This is a genomic window from Telluria sp. ZT3P25, from assembly GCF_059685895.1.
In genome coordinates, this window is record NZ_JCASIJ010000001.1 from 3,329,685 (window position 1) to 3,353,555 (window position 23,871).

General features: G+C 64.4%; 25 protein-coding genes. 9 read left to right on the plus strand and 16 right to left on the minus strand.

The features are described 5' to 3' along the window. From AC56LY_RS14770 to flgB, 8 genes are all read right to left on the minus strand, one after another. Complete coding sequence (locus AC56LY_RS14770) at positions 1-1,113, minus strand: flagellar basal body P-ring protein FlgI (RefSeq protein WP_499557869.1); 1,113 nt, start codon at positions 1,111-1,113, stop codon at positions 1-3. A gap of 12 nt (positions 1,114-1,125) precedes the next feature. Next, on the minus strand, positions 1,126-1,773 hold the full coding sequence (locus tag AC56LY_RS14775; RefSeq protein WP_499503436.1) for a flagellar basal body L-ring protein FlgH: 648 nt from the start codon (positions 1,771-1,773) through the stop codon (positions 1,126-1,128). A gap of 15 nt (positions 1,774-1,788) precedes the next feature. Then, positions 1,789-2,571 (minus strand): flagellar basal-body rod protein FlgG, encoded by a 783-nt coding sequence (gene flgG, locus AC56LY_RS14780; RefSeq protein ID WP_499580709.1) that lies wholly within the window; start codon positions 2,569-2,571, stop codon positions 1,789-1,791. A gap of 64 nt (positions 2,572-2,635) precedes the next feature. Then, positions 2,636-3,376 carry a flagellar basal-body rod protein FlgF gene (gene flgF / locus AC56LY_RS14785; protein WP_499580711.1) on the minus strand — a complete coding sequence of 247 codons (741 nt, stop codon included), beginning with the start codon at positions 3,374-3,376 and terminating at the stop codon, positions 2,636-2,638. Positions 3,377-3,445: 69 nt separating this feature from the next. Continuing rightward, entirely contained in the window at positions 3,446-4,990 is a 1,545-nt protein-coding gene (locus AC56LY_RS14790) for a flagellar hook protein FlgE (protein WP_499580712.1), read from the minus strand. A gap of 40 nt (positions 4,991-5,030) precedes the next feature. Then, positions 5,031-5,747, minus strand: coding sequence for a flagellar hook assembly protein FlgD (locus tag AC56LY_RS14795; protein ID WP_499580714.1), 717 nt, complete (start codon positions 5,745-5,747; stop codon positions 5,031-5,033). A 19-nt stretch (positions 5,748-5,766) separates the two neighbouring features. Further along, positions 5,767-6,168, minus strand: a complete 402-nt coding sequence (gene flgC, locus AC56LY_RS14800) for a flagellar basal body rod protein FlgC (protein ID WP_343027988.1) — start codon at positions 6,166-6,168, stop codon at positions 5,767-5,769. An 11-nt stretch (positions 6,169-6,179) separates the two neighbouring features. Then, positions 6,180-6,596, minus strand: a complete 417-nt coding sequence (flgB, locus tag AC56LY_RS14805; protein WP_499580715.1) for a flagellar basal body rod protein FlgB — start codon at positions 6,594-6,596, stop codon at positions 6,180-6,182. A gap of 167 nt (positions 6,597-6,763) precedes the next feature. Between flgB and flgA the strand changes: the two genes are divergently transcribed. From flgA to AC56LY_RS14830, 5 genes are all read left to right on the plus strand, one after another. After that, positions 6,764-7,462 carry a flagellar basal body P-ring formation chaperone FlgA gene (gene flgA, locus AC56LY_RS14810; RefSeq protein ID WP_499580716.1) on the plus strand — a complete coding sequence of 233 codons (699 nt, stop codon included), beginning with the start codon at positions 6,764-6,766 and terminating at the stop codon, positions 7,460-7,462. A 117-nt stretch (positions 7,463-7,579) separates the two neighbouring features. Then, on the plus strand, positions 7,580-7,894 hold the full coding sequence (flgM, locus tag AC56LY_RS14815; protein ID WP_482899823.1) for a flagellar biosynthesis anti-sigma factor FlgM: 315 nt from the start codon (positions 7,580-7,582) through the stop codon (positions 7,892-7,894). A gap of 3 nt (positions 7,895-7,897) precedes the next feature. After that, complete coding sequence (locus AC56LY_RS14820) at positions 7,898-8,368, plus strand: flagella synthesis protein FlgN (protein ID WP_499580717.1); 471 nt, start codon at positions 7,898-7,900, stop codon at positions 8,366-8,368. A gap of 174 nt (positions 8,369-8,542) precedes the next feature. Further along, on the plus strand, positions 8,543-9,778 hold the full coding sequence (locus tag AC56LY_RS14825; protein WP_499580719.1) for a GGDEF domain-containing protein: 1,236 nt from the start codon (positions 8,543-8,545) through the stop codon (positions 9,776-9,778). Positions 9,779-9,874: 96 nt separating this feature from the next. Next, a complete protein-coding gene (locus AC56LY_RS14830; protein ID WP_499580721.1) occupies positions 9,875-10,195 on the plus strand; it encodes a hypothetical protein in 321 nt (106 codons plus the stop codon). A 19-nt stretch (positions 10,196-10,214) separates the two neighbouring features. Here AC56LY_RS14830 and AC56LY_RS14835 read toward each other — a convergent pair whose 3' ends face one another. Together AC56LY_RS14835 and AC56LY_RS14840 are read right to left on the minus strand one after the other, a co-directional pair. Continuing rightward, complete coding sequence (locus AC56LY_RS14835) at positions 10,215-11,360, minus strand: DUF1501 domain-containing protein (protein ID WP_499580722.1); 1,146 nt, start codon at positions 11,358-11,360, stop codon at positions 10,215-10,217. A gap of 3 nt (positions 11,361-11,363) precedes the next feature. After that, positions 11,364-12,734 carry a DUF1800 domain-containing protein gene (locus AC56LY_RS14840; protein ID WP_499580724.1) on the minus strand — a complete coding sequence of 457 codons (1,371 nt, stop codon included), beginning with the start codon at positions 12,732-12,734 and terminating at the stop codon, positions 11,364-11,366. Between the two features lie 186 nt (positions 12,735-12,920). On the opposite strand from AC56LY_RS14840, the gene AC56LY_RS14845 reads away from it, so the two are divergent. From AC56LY_RS14845 to AC56LY_RS14860, 4 genes are all read left to right on the plus strand, one after another. Next, positions 12,921-14,282 (plus strand): chloride channel protein, encoded by a 1,362-nt coding sequence (locus tag AC56LY_RS14845; protein WP_499580726.1) that lies wholly within the window; start codon positions 12,921-12,923, stop codon positions 14,280-14,282. 306 nt (positions 14,283-14,588) lie between these two features. After that, a complete protein-coding gene (gene nhaA, locus AC56LY_RS14850) occupies positions 14,589-15,821 on the plus strand; it encodes a Na+/H+ antiporter NhaA (RefSeq protein WP_499580728.1) in 1,233 nt (410 codons plus the stop codon). Then, complete coding sequence (locus tag AC56LY_RS14855; protein WP_499580730.1) at positions 15,818-17,146, plus strand: TrkH family potassium uptake protein; 1,329 nt, start codon at positions 15,818-15,820, stop codon at positions 17,144-17,146. The genes nhaA and AC56LY_RS14855 overlap by 4 nt, the downstream gene beginning before the upstream one ends. Beyond that, positions 17,139-17,843, plus strand: coding sequence for a potassium channel family protein (locus tag AC56LY_RS14860; protein ID WP_499580731.1), 705 nt, complete (start codon positions 17,139-17,141; stop codon positions 17,841-17,843). Before AC56LY_RS14855 ends, AC56LY_RS14860 begins: the two co-directional genes overlap by 8 nt. A gap of 197 nt (positions 17,844-18,040) precedes the next feature. On the opposite strand, the gene rfbC is transcribed toward AC56LY_RS14860, so the two are convergent. The 6 genes from rfbC to AC56LY_RS14890 form a co-directional block, all read right to left on the minus strand. Further along, on the minus strand, positions 18,041-18,586 hold the full coding sequence (rfbC, locus tag AC56LY_RS14865; protein WP_183555750.1) for a dTDP-4-dehydrorhamnose 3,5-epimerase: 546 nt from the start codon (positions 18,584-18,586) through the stop codon (positions 18,041-18,043). Then, complete coding sequence (rfbA, locus tag AC56LY_RS14870) at positions 18,586-19,479, minus strand: glucose-1-phosphate thymidylyltransferase RfbA (RefSeq protein WP_499580733.1); 894 nt, start codon at positions 19,477-19,479, stop codon at positions 18,586-18,588. Before rfbA ends, rfbC begins: the two co-directional genes overlap by 1 nt. After that, a complete protein-coding gene (gene rfbD, locus AC56LY_RS14875; RefSeq protein WP_499580734.1) occupies positions 19,476-20,381 on the minus strand; it encodes a dTDP-4-dehydrorhamnose reductase in 906 nt (301 codons plus the stop codon). Before rfbD ends, rfbA begins: the two co-directional genes overlap by 4 nt. After that, positions 20,378-21,454 carry a dTDP-glucose 4,6-dehydratase gene (gene rfbB / locus AC56LY_RS14880; RefSeq protein WP_499580736.1) on the minus strand — a complete coding sequence of 359 codons (1,077 nt, stop codon included), beginning with the start codon at positions 21,452-21,454 and terminating at the stop codon, positions 20,378-20,380. The genes rfbD and rfbB overlap by 4 nt, the downstream gene beginning before the upstream one ends. Before the next feature lie 274 nt (positions 21,455-21,728). Then, a complete protein-coding gene (locus AC56LY_RS14885; protein ID WP_499580738.1) occupies positions 21,729-23,126 on the minus strand; it encodes a heavy metal sensor histidine kinase in 1,398 nt (465 codons plus the stop codon). Beyond that, complete coding sequence (locus AC56LY_RS14890) at positions 23,123-23,794, minus strand: heavy metal response regulator transcription factor (protein WP_258835355.1); 672 nt, start codon at positions 23,792-23,794, stop codon at positions 23,123-23,125. Before AC56LY_RS14890 ends, AC56LY_RS14885 begins: the two co-directional genes overlap by 4 nt. Positions 23,795-23,871 lie beyond the last annotated feature (77 nt).

Here is a 23,871-nt window from a genome sequence, read left to right on the forward strand (position 1 = left end):
TTAGATGATTTCGAGCTCGGCGCGCAGCGAACCGGCGGCCTTGAGCGCTTGCAGGATGGCCAGCAAGTCTTGCGGGGTGGTGCCGATCGAGTTCATCGCCTTGACCACTTCGCTAAGGGATGCCCCGCCCTTCACATTGATCATCTGGCCGGGCTCTTTCTTGATCTCGACCGACTGGTTCTGCGTGACGACGGTCTGGCCACCGGCCAGTGCATTCGGCTGGCTCACCTGCGTATCGGAGCCAATGGTGATCGACAGGTTGCCGTGCGAGATCGCGCAGTTGTCGAGCATCACGGCGCGGTTCATCACGACCGACCCGGTGCGGGCGTTCATGATGACCTTGGCCGAGGCCAGCGGCTGATTGACGTCGATCTGTTCCAGCATGCCCAGGAAAGCGACGCGCTGGTCGCTCGACGACGGGGTGCGCACGCGCACCACGCGGCCATCCAGGGCCGTGGCGATGCCGGGCCCGAACTGGTCGTTGACGGCGTCGACAACGCGTGCGGCAGTGGCGAAATCGGTCTCTTTCAGTTCCAGGCGAATCTGGTTGTTTTCGCCCAGGTTCGATGCGACGGCGCGCTCGACCGTGGCGCCGGCCGAGATGCGACCCACAGCCAGGTGATTGACCTGCACTTGCGCGCCGCCGCCCTGCGCCTGGACGCCCACGCCGCCGACCACCAGGTTGCCCTGGGCCATGGCGTAGACCTGGCCATCGGCGCCATGCAGCGGCGCCATCAGCAGCGTGCCGCCGCGCAGGCTCTTGGCGTTACCGATCGACGACACGGTGATGTCGAGCGTCTGGCCCGGCTGGGCAAATGCCGGCAGCGAGGTGGTGACCATGACGGCCGCCACGTTCTTCAGTTGCAGCTGGGTGCCGGCCGGCAGGTTGACGCCCTTCTGTTGCAGCATCGCGCGGATCGACTGCACGGTGAACGGCGTCTGGCTGGTCTGGTCGCCGGTGCCGTCCAGGCCCACGACGATGCCGTAGCCGGACAACTGGTTCTGACGCACGCCGGCGATGGTGGCCAGGTCCTTCAGGCGCTCGGCCTGGGCCAGGGGGGCGATGCCGCCAAAGGCGGCAGCCAGCAGGACAACGGAAGCAAATTTACGCATGGGTAGGGTCTTTCAGAACGGCAGCATCGACAGGAAGAAGCGCGACAGCATCGACGTCACTTCGGCGCGATCGAGGCGGCTGTTGGTGCGGTATTCGACGCGCGCATCGGCGATCACGTTGGACGAGACCATATTGCCGGCCTGGATCGTGTCGGGGCTGACCATGCCCGAGAAGCGGATGAACTCGGTGCCCTTGTTCATCGCGACCTGCTTTTCGCCGGCGACGATCAGGTTCCCGTTCGGCAGCACTTCGGTAACGGTCACGCCGATCGTGCCGGTGAAGTTGTTCGACGCGCTCTGGTTGTCGCCATCGGCAAACTTGGTGCCGGACTCCAGCGCCACGCCAGCGCCGATCACGCCGGCCAGCAGGCCCGGGCTGGTGAAGCTCGCGCTGCCGGTCTTGTTGCCCGAACTCGCGCCGGCCTTGGTTGCCGTCGTGCGCTCGCTGATATTGACGGTCAAGAGGTCGCCAATATGACGGGCGCGGCGGTCCTCGAACATCGGCCGGTAGCTGTTGACGTTGAAGATCGCGCCATCGGTGGCCGGGGCGCCATCGACCAGCATCGGACGGGCGCTGGTCGGACCCTGCACGATGGTGGTGGGGGTAGCGGCGCAACCGGCGAGCAATACCAGCGCAGCGAACGAAGTCAGGATTTTCATGATGGCTGAAGAAAATTAAAGCTGCGACAGTTTTTGCAGCATCTGGTCGGATGTCGTGATCGCCTTGCTGTTGATCTCATAGGCGCGCTGGGTCTGGATCATCGCGACCATTTCCTCGACCACGTTGACGTTCGACGCTTCCACATAACCCTGCATGATGTTGCCGGCACCATTCGTGCCCGGCACGTTCAGGTTCGGGTTGCCGGAGGCGGTGGTTTCGGTGTACAGGTTCTCGCCGCGCGACTCAAGGCCGGCCGGGTTGATGAAGGTGGCCAGTTGCAAGGCGCCGATCTGGGTGGTGGCGGTTTCGCCGGCGACATTGACCGATACGGTGCCGTCACGGCCCACCGTGATCGACTGGGCGTTGATTGGCACAGTGATCGGCGGCTGGATGACGAAGCCGCTCGAGGTGACGAGCTGGCCGTTCTGGTCTTTCTGGAACGAGCCGTCGCGGGTGTAGGCCTGGGTGCCGTCCGGCATCAACACAGGAAAGTAGCCAGGACCGTTGACCATCACGTCCTTGTCGTTGCCGGTCAACTGGGGATTACCCTGGGTGTGAATGCGCTCGGTAGCGACGGTGCGCACACCGGTACCGATCTGCAGGCCCGACGGGAGATTGGTCTGCTGGGACGACTGTGCACCTGGCTGGCGCACATTCTGGTACAGCAAGTCCTCGAACACGGCGCGCGACTTCTTGAAGCCGTTGGTGCTGACGTTGGCGAGGTTGTTCGAGATGACGTCGAGATTGGTCTGCTGGGCTTCGAGACCGGTCTTGGCGATGTAGAGCGAACGGATCATTGCATTCTCCTATTGGTGGCAGGCGAATGCCTCCACGGACAATAGAATTATGCAGCGGCAACACTTAATTCAAAGCGAGGATCTGGGTGGCTTTCGCCGCGTTGTTCTCGGCGTTCTTCAACAGGCTCATTTGCGTGTCGAAGGAACGTGCCAGAGCAATCATGTCGACCATGCAATCGACCGGATTGACGTTGCTGCCCTCGAGCGCGCCGCCTGCCACCTGCACGGTCGGGTCGGCCTGGACCGGCGCGCCGTTCTTGACGCGAAACAGCCCGTCGTCGCCACGTACCATATCGCCCTGTGGCGGATTGACCAGCTTCAGGCGGCCGATCACCGCGGGCGCGGCTGGCGTGTCGACGTTCGAGATGGTCGAGATGGTGCCGTCACTGCCGATCGTCACAGTGGCGTCGGGCGGGACCGTAATCGGACCGCCTTCGCCCGCAATCGTCTGGCCGCCCGGCGTTTGCAGCACGCCATTCGGACTCATCTGGAGCGCGCCGTTTCGGGTGTACGCCTCGGTACCGTCCGGCATCTGCAGCGCCAGCCAGCCCTGCCCTTTCACCGCCACATCCAGGTCGCGGCCCGTGGCCTGCAGCGGGCCGGCGGCGAAGTCGTTGCCGGCGGTCGAGTCAACGACGAACGCGCGGGTCGGCATGCCCGGGCCCTGCACCGGCGCCGCGCGGAACATGTCGATCTGAGCGCGAAAGCCCGTCGTGCTCACGTTGGCCAGGTTGTTGGACGTCGTGGCTTGCTGCTCGAGGATGTGTTTGGCGCCGGAGGCGGCGGTGTAGATCAGGCGGTCCATCGTGGTTTCCTTGATGTGTTGCCACACCGCTTCCCTCGAAGCGGGAAGCGGTGTGGATCAGGCGAGCGTTTAACGCAGGTTCACCAGCGTCTGTAACACTGAATCCTGCGTCTTGATGGTCTGCGCATTGGCCTGGTAAGAACGCTGGGCGGTAATCATGTTGACCAGCTCGGCCGTCAGATCGACGCTCGACGCTTCCGTGGCCGACGATTGCAGCACGCCCATGCCACCAGTTCCCGGCGTGCCCATCAGCGCAATGCCGGAGTTGGTCGATTCGGCCCAGGCATTGTTACCCAGCGGCTCGAGCCCGTTCGGATTGGTGAATTTCGCCAGCACGACCTGGCCCAGCGCCTTGGTCTGGCCATTGCTGTACTGGCCCACGATAGTGCCATCGGTCCCAGTGGTGAACCGCTGCAGCGAACCCGGCTTGTAGCCATCCTGGGCCAGGAATTTCTCGGCCATGGACGCGCCGTGCTGCGTGGTGCCGGTAAAGTCGAGCGTCACCGCAATGCTTTCCTTGGCACCGGTGTCGGGCACGATCGGGATGTTGGTCGACAGCACGCGGCTGGCGATACTGCTGCCCAATGCGCCGTTGGTATCGAAGGTGAGTGTTCCGACGAGGGCCGGCGTCATCTGCAGCGTCTTGGCGATCTCTGCGTCGATCTGTTCCGGCGTGGCGCCCTTTACCGCGGCGGCGGCGTCTGCAGCGGTCTGGACTTCAGCCAGATTTGCCGCGGTTACAGGCGCCACGGTTGCAGGTGGGACAATCTTGCTTGCCTCCGCGCTCACGGCAGCGCCGGCGGCGAGGGCATAGGCTTTGGCGGCGGCGGTGATGTCGGCCGGCACTGGCGGCACGGCGGCGTTGGCGGTCTCGAAAGCGGCGCGCGCAGCAACGGAGGCAGGATCGGACTGCGTCTTCCCCAGCGCCTTCAGCGTGCCGAATTCAGTACCATCCTTGGCCGCGTAGACGTTCCATACGCTCGCGTCGTCGGGCGAGCGCACATAGTACGTCGACAGGGTGTGCGAATTGCCCAGCGTGTCATACACGGTCATCGGGACCTGCTTGTTGTAGGTGTCCGGATCGGCCGGGTCGAAATCTTTTTTCTTCGGCGTCTCGACACGCGAGTCCAGCTGCAGCTGGATCTGGATGGCCGAGGTGACTTTCGGCGGCTGGTCTGCCGGGTCGATCCGCAGGGGCACGGCCGCACCAACGGCCAACTGGCCATTGGCACCGATGCCGTTGCCGGTCAGTTTCGCGCCCTGGGCATTGACGATGAAGCCATCCTTGTCGAGCGAGAACTGGCCGTTGCGCGAATATTGCGTCATGCCGGCCTGCTCGATACGGAAAAAGCCACCGCCGTTGATGGCGATGTCGAGCGGATTGCTGGAGGCTTCGACGTTACCTTGCGTAAACTGCTGGGCAATGGCAGCGGTTTTCACGCCGATGCCGGCCGTGATGCCGCCGGCGCCGTTGAGCGCGCTGGCGTAGACGTCGGCGAACTGGGCGGTCGAGCCCTTGAAGCCGACCGTGTTGGCGTTGGCAATATTGTTACCGATAACGTCCAGCGATTTGGCAGCAGCGTTCAAGCCGCTCAAGCCTTGTTGGAAAGACATGGTGATGCTCCAGTAAAGGTGAGAGAGTAAGCGGCTCGGCTTACAGCACTTGTTTGATATCGGCCAGGGCGACAGCGCCCTTGCCCGGCAGGTTCAGCTTGACGCCATCCTTGCCATTCGTCGTGACGCTGGCCACGCTGTCGAATGACAGGGTCTTGACGTCCTTGAGCTCCTCTCCGCCGCGCGACGCGACCACGCGGAAGGTATAGCTCCCATCGGACAGCACGACCGGCTTGCCGTCGGCGCCCAGGTTGTTCGGGTCGGCAATGCCATCCCACGCGACCGGCACAATGCCGGCTTTCTGCTCGCCCAGGTCGATCGCCGCCACGTCCTTGCCCGTGGCCTTGTCGACGATGACGACCTGCACCTTGTCAGCCGGCGTTTCCAGCTCGACGCCCATGATCGCCTGGCCCTTCGACAGAAGGATGCCGTCGCCCTCGACCAGCACGCCGTGCCCGATCAGGTTCGTTGCCGACAGCGATTCGCTCGACTGGTAACTGGCCTTGAGCGACTCCAGGGTGGTGTTGAGCTTGTTCACGCCGGTGACGGTCTGCAGCTGGGCCAGCTGGCTCGTCATCTGAGCATTGTCCATCGGATTCATTGGATCCTGGTTCTTCAACTGGGTCACGAGCAGGGTCATGAACTTGTCGGTGTCGGCCTGGACGCTATCGGTGGCGGCAGCCGCCTTGGCGTTCATGGCCGTCTGAAGACTCGAGATATTGGCGGTCGCGCTGGTGCTGGCAATTGGGCTGGTCATGGTGTCGGTTCTTGGCGGCTTATTGGCCGATGGTCAGGGTCTTGAGCAGCATGGTCTTGGCTGCATTCATGGTTTCGACGTTGGTCTGGTACGAGCGCGAGGCCGACAGCATATTGACCATCTCGTCGACCACGTTCACGTTAGGCATCGATACATAGCCCTTGTCGTCGGCCATCGGATGCTTGGGGTCGTACATCTGCTTGAGCGGCGACGGGTCTTCGACCACTTCGCGCACGCGCACGCCGGTGGCGCCCGAGGCGGTGGGCACCGACTCGAACACGACCGACTTGGCGCGGTAGGCTTCGCCCGACGGCGACGTGGCGCTGTCGGCATTGGCCAGGTTGCTGGCCACCGTGTTCAGGCGCTGCGCCTGCGCACTCATGGCCGAACCGGACACGTTAAAGATATTAAATAGCGACATGGCAAGTTTCCTTATTGGCCCTGGATCGCGCTCAGGAGGCCCTTGATCTGGCTGTTGATCATGTTGATCCCGGCCTCGTAGCGCAGCGCGTTGTCGGCGAACTGGTTGCGCTCGACGTCCATGTCGACCGTGTTGCCGTCGACGCTGCCCTGCACCACGCCGCGGTACTGCACCGGCGTGCCATTGGCCAGCGTGTCGCCGGTGGCAACGCCGCGTGCCATATGGTTCGCGCTGGTGGTGTTCATCGCACCGCCCGGCCTGGCGCCTGCCATTGCCCCCTGCAACGCTGCCGCGAAATCGATGTCGCGCGCCTTGTAGTTCGGGGTATCGGCATTGGCGATATTGGACGCCAGCAGCTCCTGGCGCTGTGAGCGCAGGGACAATGCCGTTTCATTAAAACGCATGTACTCGTCGAGTTTGCCGATCATGCCGCCTCCGGGCTGTGCTTTGTTGGGACAGAAGCGATCATACGGTTCGGTTCGCTACACCAATCGACGGAGAAGAGCCAACATTCCCCCCGCTATTCAAAGTTTCACTACGGAATCATTAGACCTAAGATAGCAGCATTCCCGAATCTCTGGTCGACCGCCCAACCATGACAGCAAAACTTGTCGCTTTTTCGCTGCTGGCACTTGTACATAGTGTTGCGCAGGCCCAGCAGGGGGCGAACAGCCGCCAGCAACCTGAGGCCGTGCGCGCCATGGTGCAGCAGTTCCTGGCTACCCAGAGCGCCGGCTTGCCGGGCAAGGTCAGCGTGCAGGTCGGCAGTATCGACCAACGCTTGAGCCTGCCAGCCTGTCCGGCGCCGGAGGCATTCCAGCAACCGGGTGCCCGCCCCTGGGGCAAGACGACCGTGGGCGTGCGCTGCACGGCGCCGGCGTGGACGATGTATGTGCAGGCCCAGGTCAGTGTCGTGGCCGAGTATGTTGCCGCCGGCGTGCCGCTGGCCCAGGGCCAGCCGCTGGTGCCGGGTCAGCTGGTGATGGTGAAGGGCGATATCGCCGCGATGCCCAATGGCATCATCACCGATATGGCGCAGGCGCTGGGCCGTACGCCCACGGTGTCGCTGCCTGCCGGCACTGCACTGCGCGTGGATGCCTTGCGCAGTCAGGCCGTCATCAAGCAGGGCCAGGCGGTACGACTGGTATCGCGTGGATCGAACTTTTCGGTAAGCAGCGAAGGCAAGGCCATTAACAATGCCAGCGATGGCCAGATCGTGCAGGTACGCACGACGGCCGGCCGGATCATCAGTGGCACGGCGCGCGATGGTGGCACTGTGGAGATCGTTTTATAAATAATTGTAATTTCTCCTTCGCTGAATCGGTGATGATTGCTAAAGTTTGTAAAGGCACAGCCGTTACAACAAGCAGATCCCGGAGCTTGTGCTCCGCGCACCGAGAAGGATGAAGCCGTGAAAATCAACGACACACTCAAGAGCAACCCAGGCCTTCAACCCGCCACCACGCAGACGAACAACGCGCGTGGTGCCGACAAGGCAGCAACGACCGCGCCCCTGACCGGGGCGCAAACCGACAGCGTGCGCCTGTCCCCGCAGGGCCAGGCCATGGCCAGCAGCATCGGTGGCGGCGCGGCCGTATTCGACGCCAAGAAAGTAGAACGTATCAAGATGGCCATCGCCGATGGCCAGTTCCAAGTCAACTCCGAGAAAGTGGCTGACGGCTTGCTAGACACCGTACGCGACTTGCTCCATTCGAGACAACGCTAAACCATGACCAACAGCCCGTTCCAGACCATCGCCGCCGAACACGATCACCTCACCGCCCTTCTGGCGCTGATGAAGCAGGAACAGCAATCCCTGGTATCGCTCGATGCCGACACGCTGGCGGCGCTGACCTCACGCAAGAATGCAATGCTGGCCGACCTGGCCTCGCTGTCGCAACGGCGCCACGCAGCGCTGGCAGCGGCGGGCTGCGATGCATCGGAAGCGGGCATGGAACCCTGGCTGGCCGTCAATGACGACGGCAACGTACGGCAACAATGGGAGCGCATGCTCGACGCTGCGCGCGAAGCCAAAGAACTCAACCGCGTCAATGGCATGCTGATCAACAAGCAGCTGGCGCACAACCAGGGCGTGCTCAACGCCCTGCGCACTCCGACCAACGCACCGACCGGCACCATCTATGGCGCCAGTGGCCAGACCATGGGCGTGGGCGTCTCCAAACGCTACGTCATCGGGTAAGCGCCGTCGCGGGCAAAACCACCTCTGCGGCTCGCCACGTTAAAAAAAAGTAATTGAACAACGGCGCCAAATAAGCGCCCGGCCTGGATACATCGACGGCATAATACCGGCTCGGTTCGGTTTGCCCCCTCTTTGTCCATCACTGCGCATCCCACTGCGCCAGGCCCGTTCGCCATGCTCGCCACCCAGCAGATTTTCCTGATCGCGTCCCTGCTTTGCTTTCTTGTCTATCTTGCGCTGGGGTCGGCCGGCTCACAATCGCTCAGTGGCATGCGCGCGATGCGCTGGGGCGCGCTGCTGGGGCTGCTTGGTAACCTGCTGTATGCCTTCGGTCGCGAATTGCCGACCCTGCTGGGCTACGAAGTGGCAAACATGGCCTATTCCGGCGCCGGCGCTGCCCTGGCCGCCGGCTATCGCCAGCTGTCGGGACGCCAGGCGCATGTCAAGGTGCTGGCGGTGCTGGTCGGTGCAGTCGGCCTTCTGACCGTGCTGTTTCACGACTGGTTCGACTCGTTCACGCTGCGCAGCGCCGTCGTCTCGCTGTTCCAGGCCGGCATCTGCATCGACATTGCGCACAGCGTGCTGGCCGGGCGCGGCGAGCACCAGCGACGCCTGCATGGCCAGTTGCACCTGCAAGGACCGGGACAGCAGCATGTACAGCGCTTCGTGCTGCTCATGTGCGTACTGGTCGCCGGCGGGCACGGCGTGCGCATGCTCTGGCTGCTGGTGGCACCCGATCCACCGACGTCGCTGCTGCAACCCAGCACTGCCAGCCTGGCGATCCTGACCGTTGCCGCGCTGGCATTGCCGGCGCTGACCCTCGGGGGCCTGTTGACCCTGCACCGCCACATCGTGCACCAGGCCGAGTACATCGCCAACCACGACCACCTGACCGGCGCCTGGTCGCGCAAGGCGTTTTTTGAGATCGCCGAACGCGAGGCGACACGCGCCACCCACCGGCGCCAGCCACTGGCCCTGATGCTGATCGACCTCGACCATTTCAAGGCGATCAATGACAGCGCCGGCCACGAAGCAGGCGACATCGCGTTGCAACTGGTGGCCACCCGCGCGCGCGACACGCTGCGCGCCATCGATTGCATCGCGCGCCTGGGCGGCGATGAATTCGCGGTGCTGCTGCCGGGCGCCGACCTGGCGCGCGCGAGCGCCGTGGGCAAGGCGCTGGCTGCAGCGCTGCGCGAGGCCACCAGCACGATGCCGGCTGCGCAACGCCAGCTCACGCTGAGCATCGGCGCGACCGTCACACTGGACGGGGAACCGTTCAAGACCACACTGGCGCGCGCCGACTCGGCGCTGTACGCCGCCAAGTCGGCCGGCCGCGATCAGGTGATTGCACTGGCACCGCCGTTGCATGTCGTGCGGCCGTCGCCGAAGTTTGTTACCGGCCGCTGAGCGATCAGTCCTACGTCGTGACGCTCCCCCCTCCTATTGGGAAGCGTGGCATGCACACCCACCTGTTGTTCATACCAACGCATCCAGGAGAACAGCATGAACAACGACAATACCAACGATCCGAAAGACACCGGCCTGCGCGACGGCGGCCCGGATGCCTATGCCGGCTTCGTGGCGAACGATGCCGACGGCGATTCGAGCATCGGTCATCCGGTCAAGGGCACCAGCCAGTCGGGCATCAACAGCAATTTCGCCAAAGCGTCACCAGAGAGCAACGTCGGTCCGGCAGGCGCGCCGCAGGCGAGCCATGGGCAGGCAACCGGTGACGTTCCAGGTGGCTCGCGCCCCAAGGCGCCAGGCGAGCCGGATGGCGAAGCATCGGATGGCGGCACGGATACGCCAAAGCAACAGGGCTGATAAGCCGCTCTTGCAGCCATCAGCCGCGTAGCAGGCGCGTCGTTGACTTTCCCGGCTGCGAACCGGGAAACAAGACGCGCGCCGTGCGCTCCGGATCCAGCTGAAACGCTTCGGCGCAGGCATGCGCCACCAGCATGTCCAGACCGAGCGTCGGCCTGAGATCGCGGTTATCAAGCAAGTCACCGGGTGCGAGTCCGGGCCAGTCGGCAATGACCTTTCCACCCTTGACCGCACCGCCAATCAGCATCGCAGCTGACGCCGTCCCGTGATCCGTCCCGCCCGTACCATTGGCCGCGACAGTGCGCCCGAACTCGGTGGCAACGAGAATCGTTGTCTGGCTCCATGTATCGCCAAGCCCCTGCTGCAGCCCGCCGATCAGGTCATCCAGATTGTTCAGCTGCGTGGCCATGCGCCCTTTTTGCGCACTGTGCGTATCCCAGCCATTGGTTTCGATCATGGCGATCCGGGGGCCATCCGCGCGCGCCAGAAACCCTGCAGCAATCTTGCCCAGTTCGACCGAAGACTGCTGGCCCTTGGCGCCCGCGGCCGCACCGGCAATGCCCTGTGACTTGAGCGCCGTCGACCAGAGGCTGCTCAACTGGGCATCGCCTTCATACAGCTTCTGCACGCGCAGCAGCAGATCGTCGTTGGCATGCGGCAGGCCGGATGGTGCGTACGACACGACATCGATGGCGCCCCGCAGCGCCAGCGGCAATGTGGGCGCAAACGCGATGGCCTGATTGCTGCGCCGTGGCAGCATGCCGGCCAGGCGGTTCATCCAGCCGTCCTTGACGTCGAACGGCGCCTTGCCGCCGGTTTCAAGGACATTCTGCGCGTCGAAGTGCGAGCGCTCGCGGTAGGGGGACGCCACCGCGTGGAACAGGCTGGCCTGCCCCGCCTTGTACAGCCCGGCAATGCCGGTCAGCGACGGGTGCAGCGCAAAGGTGCCGTCCAGCTTCAACGCTTCGGTGGGATCGATGGCGAGCGCCCCACGCAGTCGTGCATAGGCCGGGTCGGCATAGGGAATCAGCGTGTGCAGGCCGTCGGCAGCGCCGCGCTGGATGATGAACACGAATCGGCGGTCGGTCTCGGCGCCTGCAAATGCGATCCGGGGCGCGGCGAGCAATGCTGCTGCGCTGGAAATAAAACCACGTCGGTTGAGCATGTTTTACCTTCTCAGGAATTCGGGCGACGCCAGCAGCAACGCGAGGGCATTGGCGGGGCTTTCTGCCTGTGCAATTGCGGTGGCGGTCGCCTGGTTCAAGGTAGTCGGCAGCACGCGTGGCGCCAGGGCGCGCGCATCGATCTTGCTGCCAAACTCCGTGGCGAGTCGCTGTGCAATTTCTACCCGGCGCAGCAGCGCATCCGGGGCCGCCCAGGTGGCCGTCACATCGCCGTAGCCCGCTGGCGAACCGGGTCGCCAGACAGGCTGCCCGAGCCGGCCCAGCAAAAACTGGATGCGCGCTGCAGGCACCGTCTGCACGCCCATCGCGCGCAGGCTGGACAGCGTCCAGTCCCAGGGTGACTTGAACTTGGCGGCCATTGGCTGCGCTGCATCTGCTGCGCTCACCAGTTCGCGGTACAGGGCCGTCAGGTCGCCGCCGCTCTGCAGAAACTTGTCGGCGAGCCGCTTGACCAACGCCGGCGGTGGATCGTCGGTGATGAAGTGGCGGACCAGCTTGGTGGCGATATGGCTGGCGGTCGCTGGCGCCCTGGCCAGATCGCGCAGGATGGCGGTTGCCTGCTGCTCGCCATCGTCGGCATAGCTGCGGCCAAGCACCGTGCGCACGCCCGGCTCATGCTGGTTCGCCTGGAACCGGAAGGTTTGCGCGGCGTCCTCAGGCGACTGCGGGCCGGGCAGCGTCCAGCCGGTCAGCGCGCGGGCAAATTCCACCACGTCGGCCTGGGTGTAGCCGCTTCGCACACCCAGCGTGTGCAGTTCGAGAATTTCGCGTGCCAGGTTCTCGTTCAAGCCGCGCGCTGGCCGATCCGGCGCTTTCGCACTGGCGCGGCGCGCGGCGACGCTATCCGGCCCCGTCGAAACGGACTGGTCGAGATACAACAGCATGGCGGGATGGCGCACGGTCGCGAGCAGCAGATCCTCGAACCGGCCCAGCACGTGGGGCCGGATGGCATCGGCCTCATAGCTGGCAGAAAAGCCAAGAACCGGGACTTTTTCAACAGAGATCGCAAAATGGTTGGCCCAGAAGTGGGTCAGGCGCTCGACGAACGGCGTGTTGCTCTGAAGGGCACTGTTGGTGCGCGCCTCCACGCCGGCCAGATAGGCTGCCCTGCCCGCGCGCTGGTAGTCTGCACGGACGCTCGCACGCTGCGCCTCGGGGGCGCTGCGGATGGCGGCTTGCTGCTCAGTCCACTGCGCCACGCGCATCGGGGTGCGCTCGATGGAACGCCATGGCGCCGGCAACGGCTCGTACGCATCGAGCTGCGCCAGCAACCAGCGTTGTGGATCGGTGACGGGCTTGTCGTCCGGTCGCGCACCGAGGCCCAGGCGGTTGCGCGCAATGGAATCGCTGATCATGGCCCCGAGTATAGAACCGTAACCGCCCTGGCAGGCCATACCGGCCTTGTTGGCATGTAACTGTCCGTAACCGCCTGACCAGCAGTGCGTGCACATTTCCTTCCATATTTGTGTCATTACAACAGTGTGGGCGCAAATACATTCGCACAAATCTATATAATACGGCCTCGTCCCCTCGAGCCCACCATGTCCCACGACCCCTCTCCGCACGACGTACGCTCCGCTTTCAAACGCGAACTCATTTCTGCCAATCTCTGGCGCACCCGCATCGTCGTCGTCGGCACGGCCTCCATCGCCGGCCTCGTTGTTGTGGCATTCACCTGGCTGGCCGAATCGGCATTCGCCCAGTTCAACAAGATCGCCGATTTCGCCTGGTGGGTGCCCCTGATCTGGACGCCGCTGCTGTGCGCCGCCATCGTCTGGGTCACCCGGCGCTTCGTGCGTGGCGCGGGCGGCTCCGGCATTCCGCAAGTGATGGCGGCCCTCGACCCGGCTATTTCAGGCGGCCGGCGGCCCCTGCTCGTGTCGTTGAAAATCAGCTTCGCCAAGATTGGCCTGACCTCGGCAGGTTTGCTGGGTGGCCTGTCGCTCGGGCGTGAAGGCCCATCGGTCCAGATCGCTGCCGGCGTGATGCTCGCGGCGCGCCGCTGGCTGCCGCGCGGCAGCGGCATCAGCGCCCATTCGCTGCTGGTGGCGGGTGGCGCGGCGGGGATTGCGGCCGCGTTCAACACGCCGCTGGCGGGGATCATGTTCGCGATCGAAGAATTGTCGCGCGCGCCCGAACAGCGCAACAGCGGTCTGATCGTCGCGGCGATCGTGCTGGCCGGTCTGATCGCCGTGTCCGTCCATGGCAATGGCCCGCACTTCGGCGTCATCCATCCGGGGCCGATCGGATTGTCGCTGCTGTGGCCGGGCTTGCTCGCCGCCGTCGTGTGCGGCTTTGCCGGCGGCCTGTTCGCGCGCGTGCTGATCGCCAGCCTGCGGGGCGTCTCGCCCGACCTGCCCACGCGCTGGCGCGCCCGTTATCCGGTGCGCTTCGCACTGGGCTGCGGTTTCCTGATCGCGGTCATTGGCGTACTCAGCGGTGGAGCGACCTACGGCAGCGGCAACGAAGCCACGCGCAGCCTGCTGGAAAACGAAGCCAACGTGCCGGCGGCGTTTGCGCTCTTCAAGTTTGTTGCAACCTGGCTCACCGCCTGGTCGGGCGTGCCGGCCGGTATCTTTGCGCCATCGCTGTCCATTGGCGCGGCCATGGGCCAGAATATCGCCTCGCTCACCGGTTACCCGTACAGCGCCGCGCTGATTGCGCTGGGCATGGTGGGCTTTCTGGCGGCCGCCACGCAGGCGCCGCTGACGGCCTTCATCATCGTCATGGAAATGGTCGATGGCCACAGCATGGTGCTCAGTCTGATGGCCTGCGCGGTCGTCGCCAGTACCGTCTCGCGCGTGCTCACGCCGCCGCTGTACAGCGCGCTCGCGACGATCCAGTTGCCGCCGCGCCCCGTTCACCCGGCGAGCCCGGGCGAACCGCCAGAGCGTACGCCATGACACGCCGCCCGCGCCGTGGCGTGGGCGGCATGTCAATTAATTACGTTATAATCCGACCAGGGTGTTCATGCCGCCAGGCATGACAGGATTTGCGCTGGTCGGGCCGCCACGCGGGCCACGACGCGACCACCATGCACCTGCATTCTTACCAGGCTTACGGGCCAACATCCGCTGTCCATCACACGACCGGCCGTCATGGCCGTATCACCGCACATCCTGCTCACACAAGCGCCCCGGCAGCAGCTGCGCCGCCTCATTCCACACGGGGGTTGCCAGATGACGCCCAAGCACTTTTGGAGAACCACCATGCGCATTGAAAAGCGTCTATCGAACACGTTCAAGGAATTCGCAGCGTCCGGCAAGGCGGGCGGCACGGTTCTGATCCTGTGCACCATCCTGTCGCTGATGGTCGCCAATTCACCCTGGGGTGCGCCCTACCTGGCGTTCTGGCAGATCAACCTGGCCGGCCTGAGCATCGAACTGTGGATTAACGACGCATTGATGGCCATCTTCTTCTTCCTGATTGGCCTGGAACTGCAGCGCGAACTGAACAATGGCGAACTGTCTGACCTGCGCAATGCGCTGCTGCCGATCATTGCCGCAGCGGGTGGCGTGGCGGTGCCGGCGCTGATCCACTTTTCGCTCAATGGCGGCACCCACACCCAGCCGGGCATGGGCATCCCGATGGCCACCGACATCGCGTTCGCGCTGGGCGTGCTGGCCCTCTTGGGCAGCCGCGTGCCGGCGTCGCTCAAGATTTTTCTGACCGCGCTGGCCGTCATGGATGACCTGGCCGCCATCATCGTCATCGCCGTGTTCTATACGGCCGAGCTCAAGGTCGGCTATCTGGTCGGCGCGCTGGCCATGTTCGTCGCCTTGTTCCTGATGAATCGCCGCCTGCGGGTGCTGGCATTGTGGCCCTACCTGCTGGGCGGCGCGGTGATGTGGTTCCTGATGCTCATGTCGGGCGTGCACGCGACGATTGCCGGCGTGCTGCTGGCCTTCACCATTCCGTATTCGCACACGCAGGACGATCCCGCGTCGCCGGCGCACCGGATGGAGCACGTGCTGCACACGCCGGTCGCTTTCCTGATCCTGCCGATCTTTGCGCTGGCCAATACCGGCATCGTGATCGGCGCCGGTTGGGCCGGCGAACTGATGTCGTCGAACAGCATGGGCATCATCGCCGGCCTGGTCGCCGGCAAGCCGGTGGGCATCTTCCTGTTTACCTTTGCCGCCGTAACGCTCGGCGTGTGCCGCCTGCCGCTCGACCTGGCATGGCGCCACGTGATCGGCGCCGGTCTGCTGGGCGGGATCGGCTTCACGATGTCGATCTTCATCACCAACCTGGCGTTTGTCGGTGAGGCCGAGATCATCAACGCATCGAAGATGGCGATTCTGGCGGCGTCGCTGACGGCGGGCATCCTGGGCTTCGTCTGGCTCAAGCTGTTAGGCGCGCCAGCCGAAGGCGATACCGATCCGGACACCATGGATTTCGATGACGGCACCACGGATACCGGGCCAGCCCGGGCGGCATGACCACCATCCTGCATCCGGCCAGGGTCGTCGTCCTGCTGTTTGCAGGCGCGATCCTGGCCGGCACGCTGCTGTTGATGCTGCCGCTGGCCAGCGCCAGCGGCCATGGCGCGCCGTTCATGGTGGCGTTCTTCACGGCCGTATCGGCCGTGTGCGTCAGCGGCATGGCCGTGGTCGATACAGGTACTTACTGGTCGGGGTTCGGCCAGGCGTCGATCATGGTGCTGTTCCAGCTGGGCGGCTTTGGCATGATGACGGCCGCCACGCTGCTCGGCCTGATGGTGAATCGCTCGTCGCGTCTGCGCACGCGCCTGATCGCGCAGACCGAAACGCGCTCGCTGGGCATGGGCGACATCGCGAGCGTGGCCCGGGTCGTGCTGACCGTGTCGGTGCTGCTGCAGCTCGTGATCGCCGCCATCCTGTTCGTGCGGCTGCGCGCCGGGCACGATCTGGCGTGGGGCGATGCGGCGTGGAGCGCCCTCTTCCATGCCGTCTCGGCATTCAACAACGCCGGCTTTTCACTGCATGCCGACAGCCTCACCCGCTATGCGAGCGATGCGCTGGTGCTGCTGCCGATCATGATCGCCATCGTGGTCGGCGGGATTGGTTTCCCGGTGCTGCACGACCTGCGCCACCGCTTGCGCGATCCGCGCCACTGGTCGCTGCACACCAAGCTCACCCTCACCGGGACGCTGATGTTGCTGGTGGGCGGGTTCGCCACGGTGCTGCTGTTCGAGTGGAACAACGCTGCCACGCTGGGCGCCCTGTCAACGCCCGACAAGCTGCTCAACAGCATGTTCATTTCGGTGGCATCGCGCACGGCGGGCTTCAACACCGTCGACTACAGCGCGCTGACGCCCGAGACCTGGGCGCTGCACTATCTGCTGATGTTCATCGGCGGCGGCAGCGCAGGCACGGCGGGCGGCGTCAAGGTGGCCACCGTCATGATCCTGGTCCTGCTCGTCGTGGCCGAAGCGCGCGGCCAGTCCGATACCGAGGCCTTCGGCCGCCGGGTCGGGATGGCGGCGCAGCGCCAGGCGGTTACCGTGCTGGTACTGGGCAGCGTGATCGTGGCGCTGGGCACACTGGCGCTGCTGCGGATCTCGCATTTCCCGACCGATCAGATTATCTTTGAAGTCATCGCCGCTTTTGGCAGCGCCGGCCTGTCCACCGGCATCACGGCCCAGCTCCCGGCCTCGGGCCAAGTGGTGCTGGCATTACTCATGTTCATCGGCAGGGTCGGCACGATCACCCTCGCGACCTCGCTCGTCCTGGGCAAGCGGCGCATGCCGTATCGTTATCCGGAGGACCATCCAATTGTTGGGTAGAATTTTCACAGAACAGTTCGCCTTTTCGTCGGGCGACAGCGTCGTCGTCATCGGCCTTGGCCGCTTCGGTGGCGCGGTGGCGCAATCGCTGATGCGCCTGGGGCACGACGTCATGGGCATCGACCGCAAGGAAGAGCTGGTGCAGCTCTGGAGCGAGCGGCTCACGCACGCCGTGCAGGCCGATTCGACCAACGAGAACGTGATGCTGCAGCTGGGCGTGGCTGACTTTTCGCACGCCATCGTCGCCATCGGCTCGGATCTCGCCGCCAGCCTGATGACGCTGATGGTGCTGTCCGAACTGGGCATCAAGGATATCTGGGTCAAGGCGATGACACCCGAGCACGGCCAGATCGCGCAGCGCATCGGCGCCCATCACGTGGTCTACCCCGAGGCGGACATGGGCGCGCGCGTGGCCCACCTGATCACCGGGCGGCTGATGGATTTCATCGAGTTCGAGGACGGATTTGCGATCGCGAAGATCAATGCGCCGGCCGAGACGCACAACCTCACGCTGGCCGAGTCGCACGTGCGCGCGCGCTTTGGCGTCACGGTGGTGGGCGTGGAACGGCTCAACGAAGACTTCCAGCATGCGCTGGGAGAGACCCGCATCCTGCCGGGCGACCTGTTGATCGTGTCGGGCCCGACCAAGAAGATCGAGCTGTTCGCCGGCGGCGAGAAGAAAGGCAGGAAGCGGTAGGGAAGCACTGATTAATTCATGGCGGCGGACTTGGCGTTGAAAAGAGCCATCCTGCGGCGTTGCAAACTCTCGCAATAGCTCGCTATTGCTTCGATTTTGCGCCTTGCAGGCTGACTTTTTCAACTGCCAATTCCATCCCCCAGAATAAATCAGTGCTTCCCTAGGGCCGTACCAGGGCCCCGGGGCTAAGCGACCGCTTACTCGAACACTTCCGCGGTGGCGAACATGGTGCCCTTCTCGTCCTTGGCTGACACCGACGGCGTCGCGCTGATCGGCCAGGTAATCGCCAGGCTCGGATCGTTCCAGACGATGCAGCGCTCGTGCTCGGGCGCGTAGTAGTCGGTGGTCTTGTAGACGAACTCGGCTGTTTCGGACAGCACGACGAAGCCGTGCGCGAAGCCTTCCGGTACCCACAGCTGGGCCTTGTTCTCGGCCGACAGGATTTCACCGACCCACTGGCCAAACGTCGGCGACGCGCGGCGCAAATCGACCGCGACATCATAGACGCTGCCGGCCACCACGCGCACCAGCTTGCCCTGCGGCTGCTTGATCTGGTAGTGCAAGCCGCGCAGCACGTTGCTGGTGGATTTCGAGTGGTTGTCCTGCACGAACGATACCTTGCGGCCGACCGCTTCTTCAAAGCGGGCCTGGTGGAAGCTTTCGTAGAAAAAGCCGCGGTCGTCGCCGAACACGCGCGGTTCGATCTTCAGGACGTCTGGAATTGCCAAGCGAGTAATTTGCATCAGAATACCTTTTCATTCAAAACACGCACCAGATACTGGCCGTAGCCGTTCTTGCGCAGCGGTGCAGCCAGTTCTTCGAGCTGTGCCGCGTCGATCCAGCCCTTGCGATACGCAATTTCCTCAGGGCAAGCCACTTTGAGGCCCTGGCGCTGTTCGATCGTCGCGATGAACTGGCCGGCGTCGAGCAGCGACTCGTGGGTGCCGGTGTCGAGCCAGGCGTAGCCGCGGCCCATGATCTCGACATCGAGCTTGCCGATGTCCATGTACATGCGGTTCAGGTCGGTGATCTCGAGCTCGCCGCGTGGCGATGGCTTGAGCGTGCGCGCCATTTTGGCGACGTTCTGGTCGTAGAAATACAAGCCTGTGACCGCGTAGTTCGAACGCGGCTTGGCCGGCTTTTCTTCCAGGCTGATGGCCTTGCCGTCGTCGTTGAATTCCACGACGCCATAGCGTTCGGGATCCTGCACGTGGTAGGCGAACACGCTGGCGCAGTCGGTGCGGGCATCGGCGCGCTCGAGCAGCTGGTTGAAATCGTGGCCGTAGAACAGGTTGTCACCCAGCACCAGTGCCGATGGCGAATTGCCGATGAAATCTTCACCGATGATGAACGCCTGGGCCAGGCCGTCGGGCGAAGCCTGCACGGCGTACGACAGGTTCAGGCCCCAGCGCGCGCCGTCACCCAGCAGTTGCTGGAAGCGCGGCGTGTCTTGCGGGGTCGAGATGATCAGGATGTCGCGGATGCCGCCGAGCATCAGGGTGCTCAGCGGGTAGTAGATCATCGGCTTGTCGAACACGGGCAGCAGCTGCTTCGAGATCGCCAGCGTGGCCGGATGCAGACGGGTACCGCTGCCGCCGGCGAGGATGATGCCTTTGCGTTGCATAGCGTTGCTCATAGATTTCCTTGTGCCGACAGTTCGGCAATCAATCGGTTGACGTGGTGGCGCCAGTCGGGCAGGTTCAGGCCGAAATTGGCGCTGAACTTGCTGCAGTCGAGCCGCGAATTGGCGGGCCGCGCGGCCGGGGTCGGGAACGCGCTGGCAGCGATCGGCTGCACGGCGTCCGGCCCGGCCTTGAGCACGGCGCCGTGGCTTTGCGCCTGCGCCAGCACGTGCTGGGCGTAGGCGTGCCAGGTGGTGGCGCCGGCGGCGGCCAGGTGATACACACCCGACAGGTGCTGCGCGTCGGCGCCAGGCGTGGCGATACGGTGCAGCGCCAGCGCGGTGACGTCAGCCAGCAGCTCGGCGCCGGTCGGCGCGCCATGCTGGTCGGCGACCACATTGAGCGTCTCGCGCTCTTTGGCCAGGCGCAGCATCGTCTTGGCGAAATTGCCGCCGCGCGGTGCGAACACCCAGCTGGTGCGCAGGATCAGGTGGTGCGCGCCGCTGGCGGCAATGCGCTGCTCGCCGTCGTACTTGGTGCGGCCATAGACCGACAGTGGATTGACGGCGTCGGTTTCGACCCAGGCGCCCTCTTTCGTGCCGTCAAAGACGTAGTCGGTCGAGTAGTGCACGAGCCAGGCGTTACCGGCGGCGGCTTCCTCGGCCAGCACGCCTGGCGAGACCGCATTGACGTTGTGCGCCGTGGCGGCGTCGCTCTCGGCCTTGTCGACCGCGGTGTAGGCAGCGGCGTTGACGATGACATCGGGCGCAAATGCGCGCACGACGGCGCGCAGCGATTCGGGATCGGTGAAATCGGCCTCGCTGCGGCCCAGCGCGCGCAGCTCGCCCAGCGGCGCCAGCGCGCGTTGCAGTTCCCAGCCGACCTGGCCGTCCTTACCCAGTAGCAGGATCTTCATGCGGCGCCGTTTTCTGGCGTGTACTGGCGGTCGACCCATTCCATGTACGCGCCGCTGGTGACGTTCTCGACCCAGGCGCCGTTGGCCAGGTACCACTCGACGGTCTTGCGGATACCCGTGTCGAAGGTTTCGGCCGGGCGCCAGCCCAGTTCGCGCTCGAGCTTGCCGGCGTCAATCGCGTAGCGGCGATCGTGCCCCGGGCGGTCTTTCACGAACGTCATCTGCGTCGCGTACGACGCGCCATCGGCGCGCGGCTGCAGTTCGTCGAGGATCGCGCACAGCGTGCGCACGACGTCGATATTGGCTTTCTCGTTCCAGCCGCCGACGTTGTACGTTTCGGCCAGGCGCCCGTCTTCGAGCACGCGACGGATCGCGCTGCAATGGTCGGTGACGTAGAGCCAGTCGCGGATCTGCTGGCCATCGCCGTAGATCGGCAACGGTTTACCGGCCAGCGCGTTGTGGATCACGAGCGGGATCAGCTTTTCCGGGAAGTGGTACGGGCCGTAGTTGTTCGAGCAGTTGGTCGTCAGGACCGGCAGGCCATAGGTGTGGTGGTAGGCACGCACCAGGTGGTCGGACGCTGCCTTGGTGGCCGAGTACGGGCTGTTGGGTTCGTAACGGTGCTGCTCGGTGAAGGCCGGCGCATCGCTCTCGAGCGTGCCATACACTTCATCGGTCGACACGTGCAGGAAGCGGAAGTCGGCCTTGGCTTGCTCGTCCAGGCCATTCCAGTAGGCGCGCACGGCTTCGAGCAGGTTGAAGGTGCCGACGATATTGGTCTGGATGAAGGCGCCCGGGCCTTCGATCGAACGGTCGACGTGGCTTTCGGCCGCGAAGTTCAGCACGGCCCGCACCTTGTGCTCGGCCAGCAGACGTGCCACCAGGGCGCCGTCGCCAATGTCGCCGCGCACGAAGTGGTGGCGGCTGTCGCCTTCCAGGCTCGTCAGGTTTTGAAGATTGCCGGCGTACGTCAGCTTGTCGAGGTTAACGACGGGTTCGTCATTGTGAGCGAGCCAGTCGATGACGAAGTTCGAGCCAATGAAGCCCGCTCCGCCAGTCACGAGGATAGTCATGCCTGCAGTTCCTGAAAAAGGTATCGGTGGCTGCGCGGCGCCTGGGCGCTGCGCGAACCTGAGAATTGTCGTGGACGAACGGCGTAGGCCGTCCATGCACTGTTGCTACTATTTTATGATGACTAGATAGCAAAAACGTGACATATCGGCACATTCTCCCGGCAGTGTAGGTATTTTGTCAATGCCGGGTGGCCTCGTACGTTTCGTTGAGGTAATACTAACATTTGGCTGGAAAGTGTGCCGCGCGAATAGGCGGCCGGCTGGGTGGAACCAGCTACATCGCGTCAGATTGTGGGAACAACAGGGTGAAGCGATTGCCCGTGTCGTCGCTTTCAACCCGGGCTTCACCGCCGTGCAGATGCATGATCGAGGCGACAATGGCCAGTCCCAGGCCGCCCGAATCACCGCCCTGGCTGCGTGCCGGGTCACAACGATAAAATCGTTCGAACACGTGCGGGAGATGGACGGCCGCGATGGGCATGCCGGTATTGTGCACGGCGATGCTGACCGTCTCGCCATCGGCGCCTGTGTGGATCGTGACTGTACCTTCGGCAGCGCCGTAGCGCAGCGCGTTGGCCAGCAAGTTAGCCAGGGCACGCCGCACCAGCGCGCGGTCAGCAACCAGTTCGCCGGCCGCGTGCACCACCACGCTGATCCCGCGTTCTTCGGCCACACCTTCGAAATAGTCCGCCAACTGGGAGCACAACTCTGCCAGATCAATGGTTTCAAGCGTGACGCCGCTGGCCGGCTGCTCCGAACGCGCAAGGAACAGCATGCTGTCGATCATGCGCGCCAGGCGCTCGTATTCTTCCAGATTTGACACCAGCAGTTGTTCATAGTCGTCGGCACTGCGGCGCTTGCGCAGCGCGTGTTCCGTGTTGCCCATCAGGTTGTGCAGAGGCGTACGCATCTCGTGGGCCAGGTCTTCGGAAAAGCGCGACAGCTGGACAAAGCCGTCGGCCAGGCGCGTCAGCATCTGGTCGAGCGCTGCCCCCAGTTGCTGCAGCTCCTGCGTTTCTTTCAGCGGCGCCGGTGTCAGCTTCACCGCCACGTTCTGCTGCAGGCGCCGCACGTCGACGGCGGCGGCCTGCTGCGCGATAAGCCGCACAGGCCGCAGCGCGCGCTGGCTGATCAGCCAGCCCAGTACAAACGACAGCAGCGCCCCGCCGGCCAGCGCTGTCCCCAAGGTCATGCGGTAGCTGGCCAGCATGCGCTCGCGCTCGGCCAGCATTTTGGCGGCAACCACGGTGAACCGGCGGTTGCCCTGCCAGACATCGACCCACGCCAGCCGCGCCGCCTGGCCGGTGGCGACATCGGTGAGGCGGATCGATGGCGCGGGCGGCAGAGTCGGCAGCGCCAGGCCGCCCGGATTCACGGCGATCAGCAGTTGGCCAGTCGCGTCGAGCATCCACAAGGCGTTGTCGCGGTTGCCCAGCATGTTGGCGTACAGCTGCGGGCGCCGGCGCAACGCCTCGATACTGTCGCTGTCGGCAACCAGTGCGCGCATGCGATCGATCCGGCCCGCCAGCGCGATGTCGTCGCGCCACGCCAGTTCGCTTGCCAGGGACCGGTACAGGAACACGCCGATGGCCCCCAGCAGCAGCGCGCTTGCCAGGGCAAACCACAGCGCCAGGCGCATGCTCAGCGAACGGGGCGCCAACGCGAGCCTCATGGCGTCTCGCCCAGCATGTAACCCATGCCACGTACCGTATGAATCAGTTTCAGTGGATAGGGATCGTCGATTTTCACGCGCAGGCGGCGGATGGCCACATCGACGACATTGGTGTCGCTGTCGAAGTTCATCTGCCACACGTGCGAGGCGATGACCGCACGCGAGAGCACCTCGTCGACCCGGCTGACCAGCAGGTGCAGCAGCGCGAATTCCTTGCCCGTCAGGGTGATCCGGTCGCCCTGACGCGTAACCCGGCGGCGCAGCACATCGACCTGCAGGTCGGCGACGCGAAATTCCTGCATGTCGCGCGGTGGGCCGCGCCGCAGCAGCGTGCGCACACGCGCCAGCAGTTCGGCAAACGAGAATGGCTTGACCAGATAGTCGTCGGCGCCCAGTTCGAGCCCGCGCACGCGGTCTTCAATGGCGTCGCGGGCTGTCAGGAACATCACCGGCGTGGCCGACCTGGCGCGCACCAGTTGCAGCAGCGCCCAGCCGTCAAGGCCCGGCAGCATCACGTCGAGGATCACCAGGTCGAAGTCGAACTCCTCGATCATGTAACGGCCGTCAAAACCATTGCTTGCCACTTCGACGATGTAGCCAGACTCGCGCAAGCTCTTTTGCAGGTAGTCGGCCGCCTTGCGTTCATCTTCCACAATCAGTATGCGCATTGGGTGGCTCCTTGTTTCGCAATCTTACTGCCCGCCGCGCGCCAGATGACAAAACTGTCATCTGGCCGTCATCTGGT

Coding starts and splice junctions, on each gene's coding strand:
- AC56LY_RS14770 (WP_499557869.1), bottom strand. CDS start 1,113: ATGCGTAAATTTGCTTCCGTTGTCCTGCTGGCTGCCGCCTTTGGCGGC.
- AC56LY_RS14775 (WP_499503436.1), bottom strand. CDS start 1,773: ATGAAAATCCTGACTTCGTTCGCTGCGCTGGTATTGCTCGCCGGTTGC.
- flgG (WP_499580709.1), bottom strand. CDS start 2,571: ATGATCCGTTCGCTCTACATCGCCAAGACCGGTCTCGAAGCCCAGCAG.
- flgF (WP_499580711.1), bottom strand. CDS start 3,376: ATGGACCGCCTGATCTACACCGCCGCCTCCGGCGCCAAACACATCCTC.
- AC56LY_RS14790 (WP_499580712.1), bottom strand. CDS start 4,990: ATGTCTTTCCAACAAGGCTTGAGCGGCTTGAACGCTGCTGCCAAATCG.
- AC56LY_RS14795 (WP_499580714.1), bottom strand. CDS start 5,747: ATGACCAGCCCAATTGCCAGCACCAGCGCGACCGCCAATATCTCGAGT.
- flgC (WP_343027988.1), bottom strand. CDS start 6,168: ATGTCGCTATTTAATATCTTTAACGTGTCCGGTTCGGCCATGAGTGCG.
- flgB (WP_499580715.1), bottom strand. CDS start 6,596: ATGATCGGCAAACTCGACGAGTACATGCGTTTTAATGAAACGGCATTG.
- flgA (WP_499580716.1), top strand. CDS start 6,764: ATGACAGCAAAACTTGTCGCTTTTTCGCTGCTGGCACTTGTACATAGT.
- AC56LY_RS14820 (WP_499580717.1), top strand. CDS start 7,898: ATGACCAACAGCCCGTTCCAGACCATCGCCGCCGAACACGATCACCTC.
- AC56LY_RS14825 (WP_499580719.1), top strand. CDS start 8,543: ATGCTCGCCACCCAGCAGATTTTCCTGATCGCGTCCCTGCTTTGCTTT.
- AC56LY_RS14830 (WP_499580721.1), top strand. CDS start 9,875: ATGAACAACGACAATACCAACGATCCGAAAGACACCGGCCTGCGCGAC.
- AC56LY_RS14835 (WP_499580722.1), bottom strand. CDS start 11,360: ATGCTCAACCGACGTGGTTTTATTTCCAGCGCAGCAGCATTGCTCGCC.
- AC56LY_RS14840 (WP_499580724.1), bottom strand. CDS start 12,734: ATGATCAGCGATTCCATTGCGCGCAACCGCCTGGGCCTCGGTGCGCGA.
- AC56LY_RS14845 (WP_499580726.1), top strand. CDS start 12,921: ATGTCCCACGACCCCTCTCCGCACGACGTACGCTCCGCTTTCAAACGC.
- nhaA (WP_499580728.1), top strand. CDS start 14,589: ATGCGCATTGAAAAGCGTCTATCGAACACGTTCAAGGAATTCGCAGCG.
- AC56LY_RS14855 (WP_499580730.1), top strand. CDS start 15,818: ATGACCACCATCCTGCATCCGGCCAGGGTCGTCGTCCTGCTGTTTGCA.
- rfbC (WP_183555750.1), bottom strand. CDS start 18,586: ATGCAAATTACTCGCTTGGCAATTCCAGACGTCCTGAAGATCGAACCG.
- rfbA (WP_499580733.1), bottom strand. CDS start 19,479: ATGAGCAACGCTATGCAACGCAAAGGCATCATCCTCGCCGGCGGCAGC.
- rfbD (WP_499580734.1), bottom strand. CDS start 20,381: ATGAAGATCCTGCTACTGGGTAAGGACGGCCAGGTCGGCTGGGAACTG.
- rfbB (WP_499580736.1), bottom strand. CDS start 21,454: ATGACTATCCTCGTGACTGGCGGAGCGGGCTTCATTGGCTCGAACTTC.
- AC56LY_RS14885 (WP_499580738.1), bottom strand. CDS start 23,126: ATGAGGCTCGCGTTGGCGCCCCGTTCGCTGAGCATGCGCCTGGCGCTG.
- AC56LY_RS14890 (WP_258835355.1), bottom strand. CDS start 23,794: ATGCGCATACTGATTGTGGAAGATGAACGCAAGGCGGCCGACTACCTG.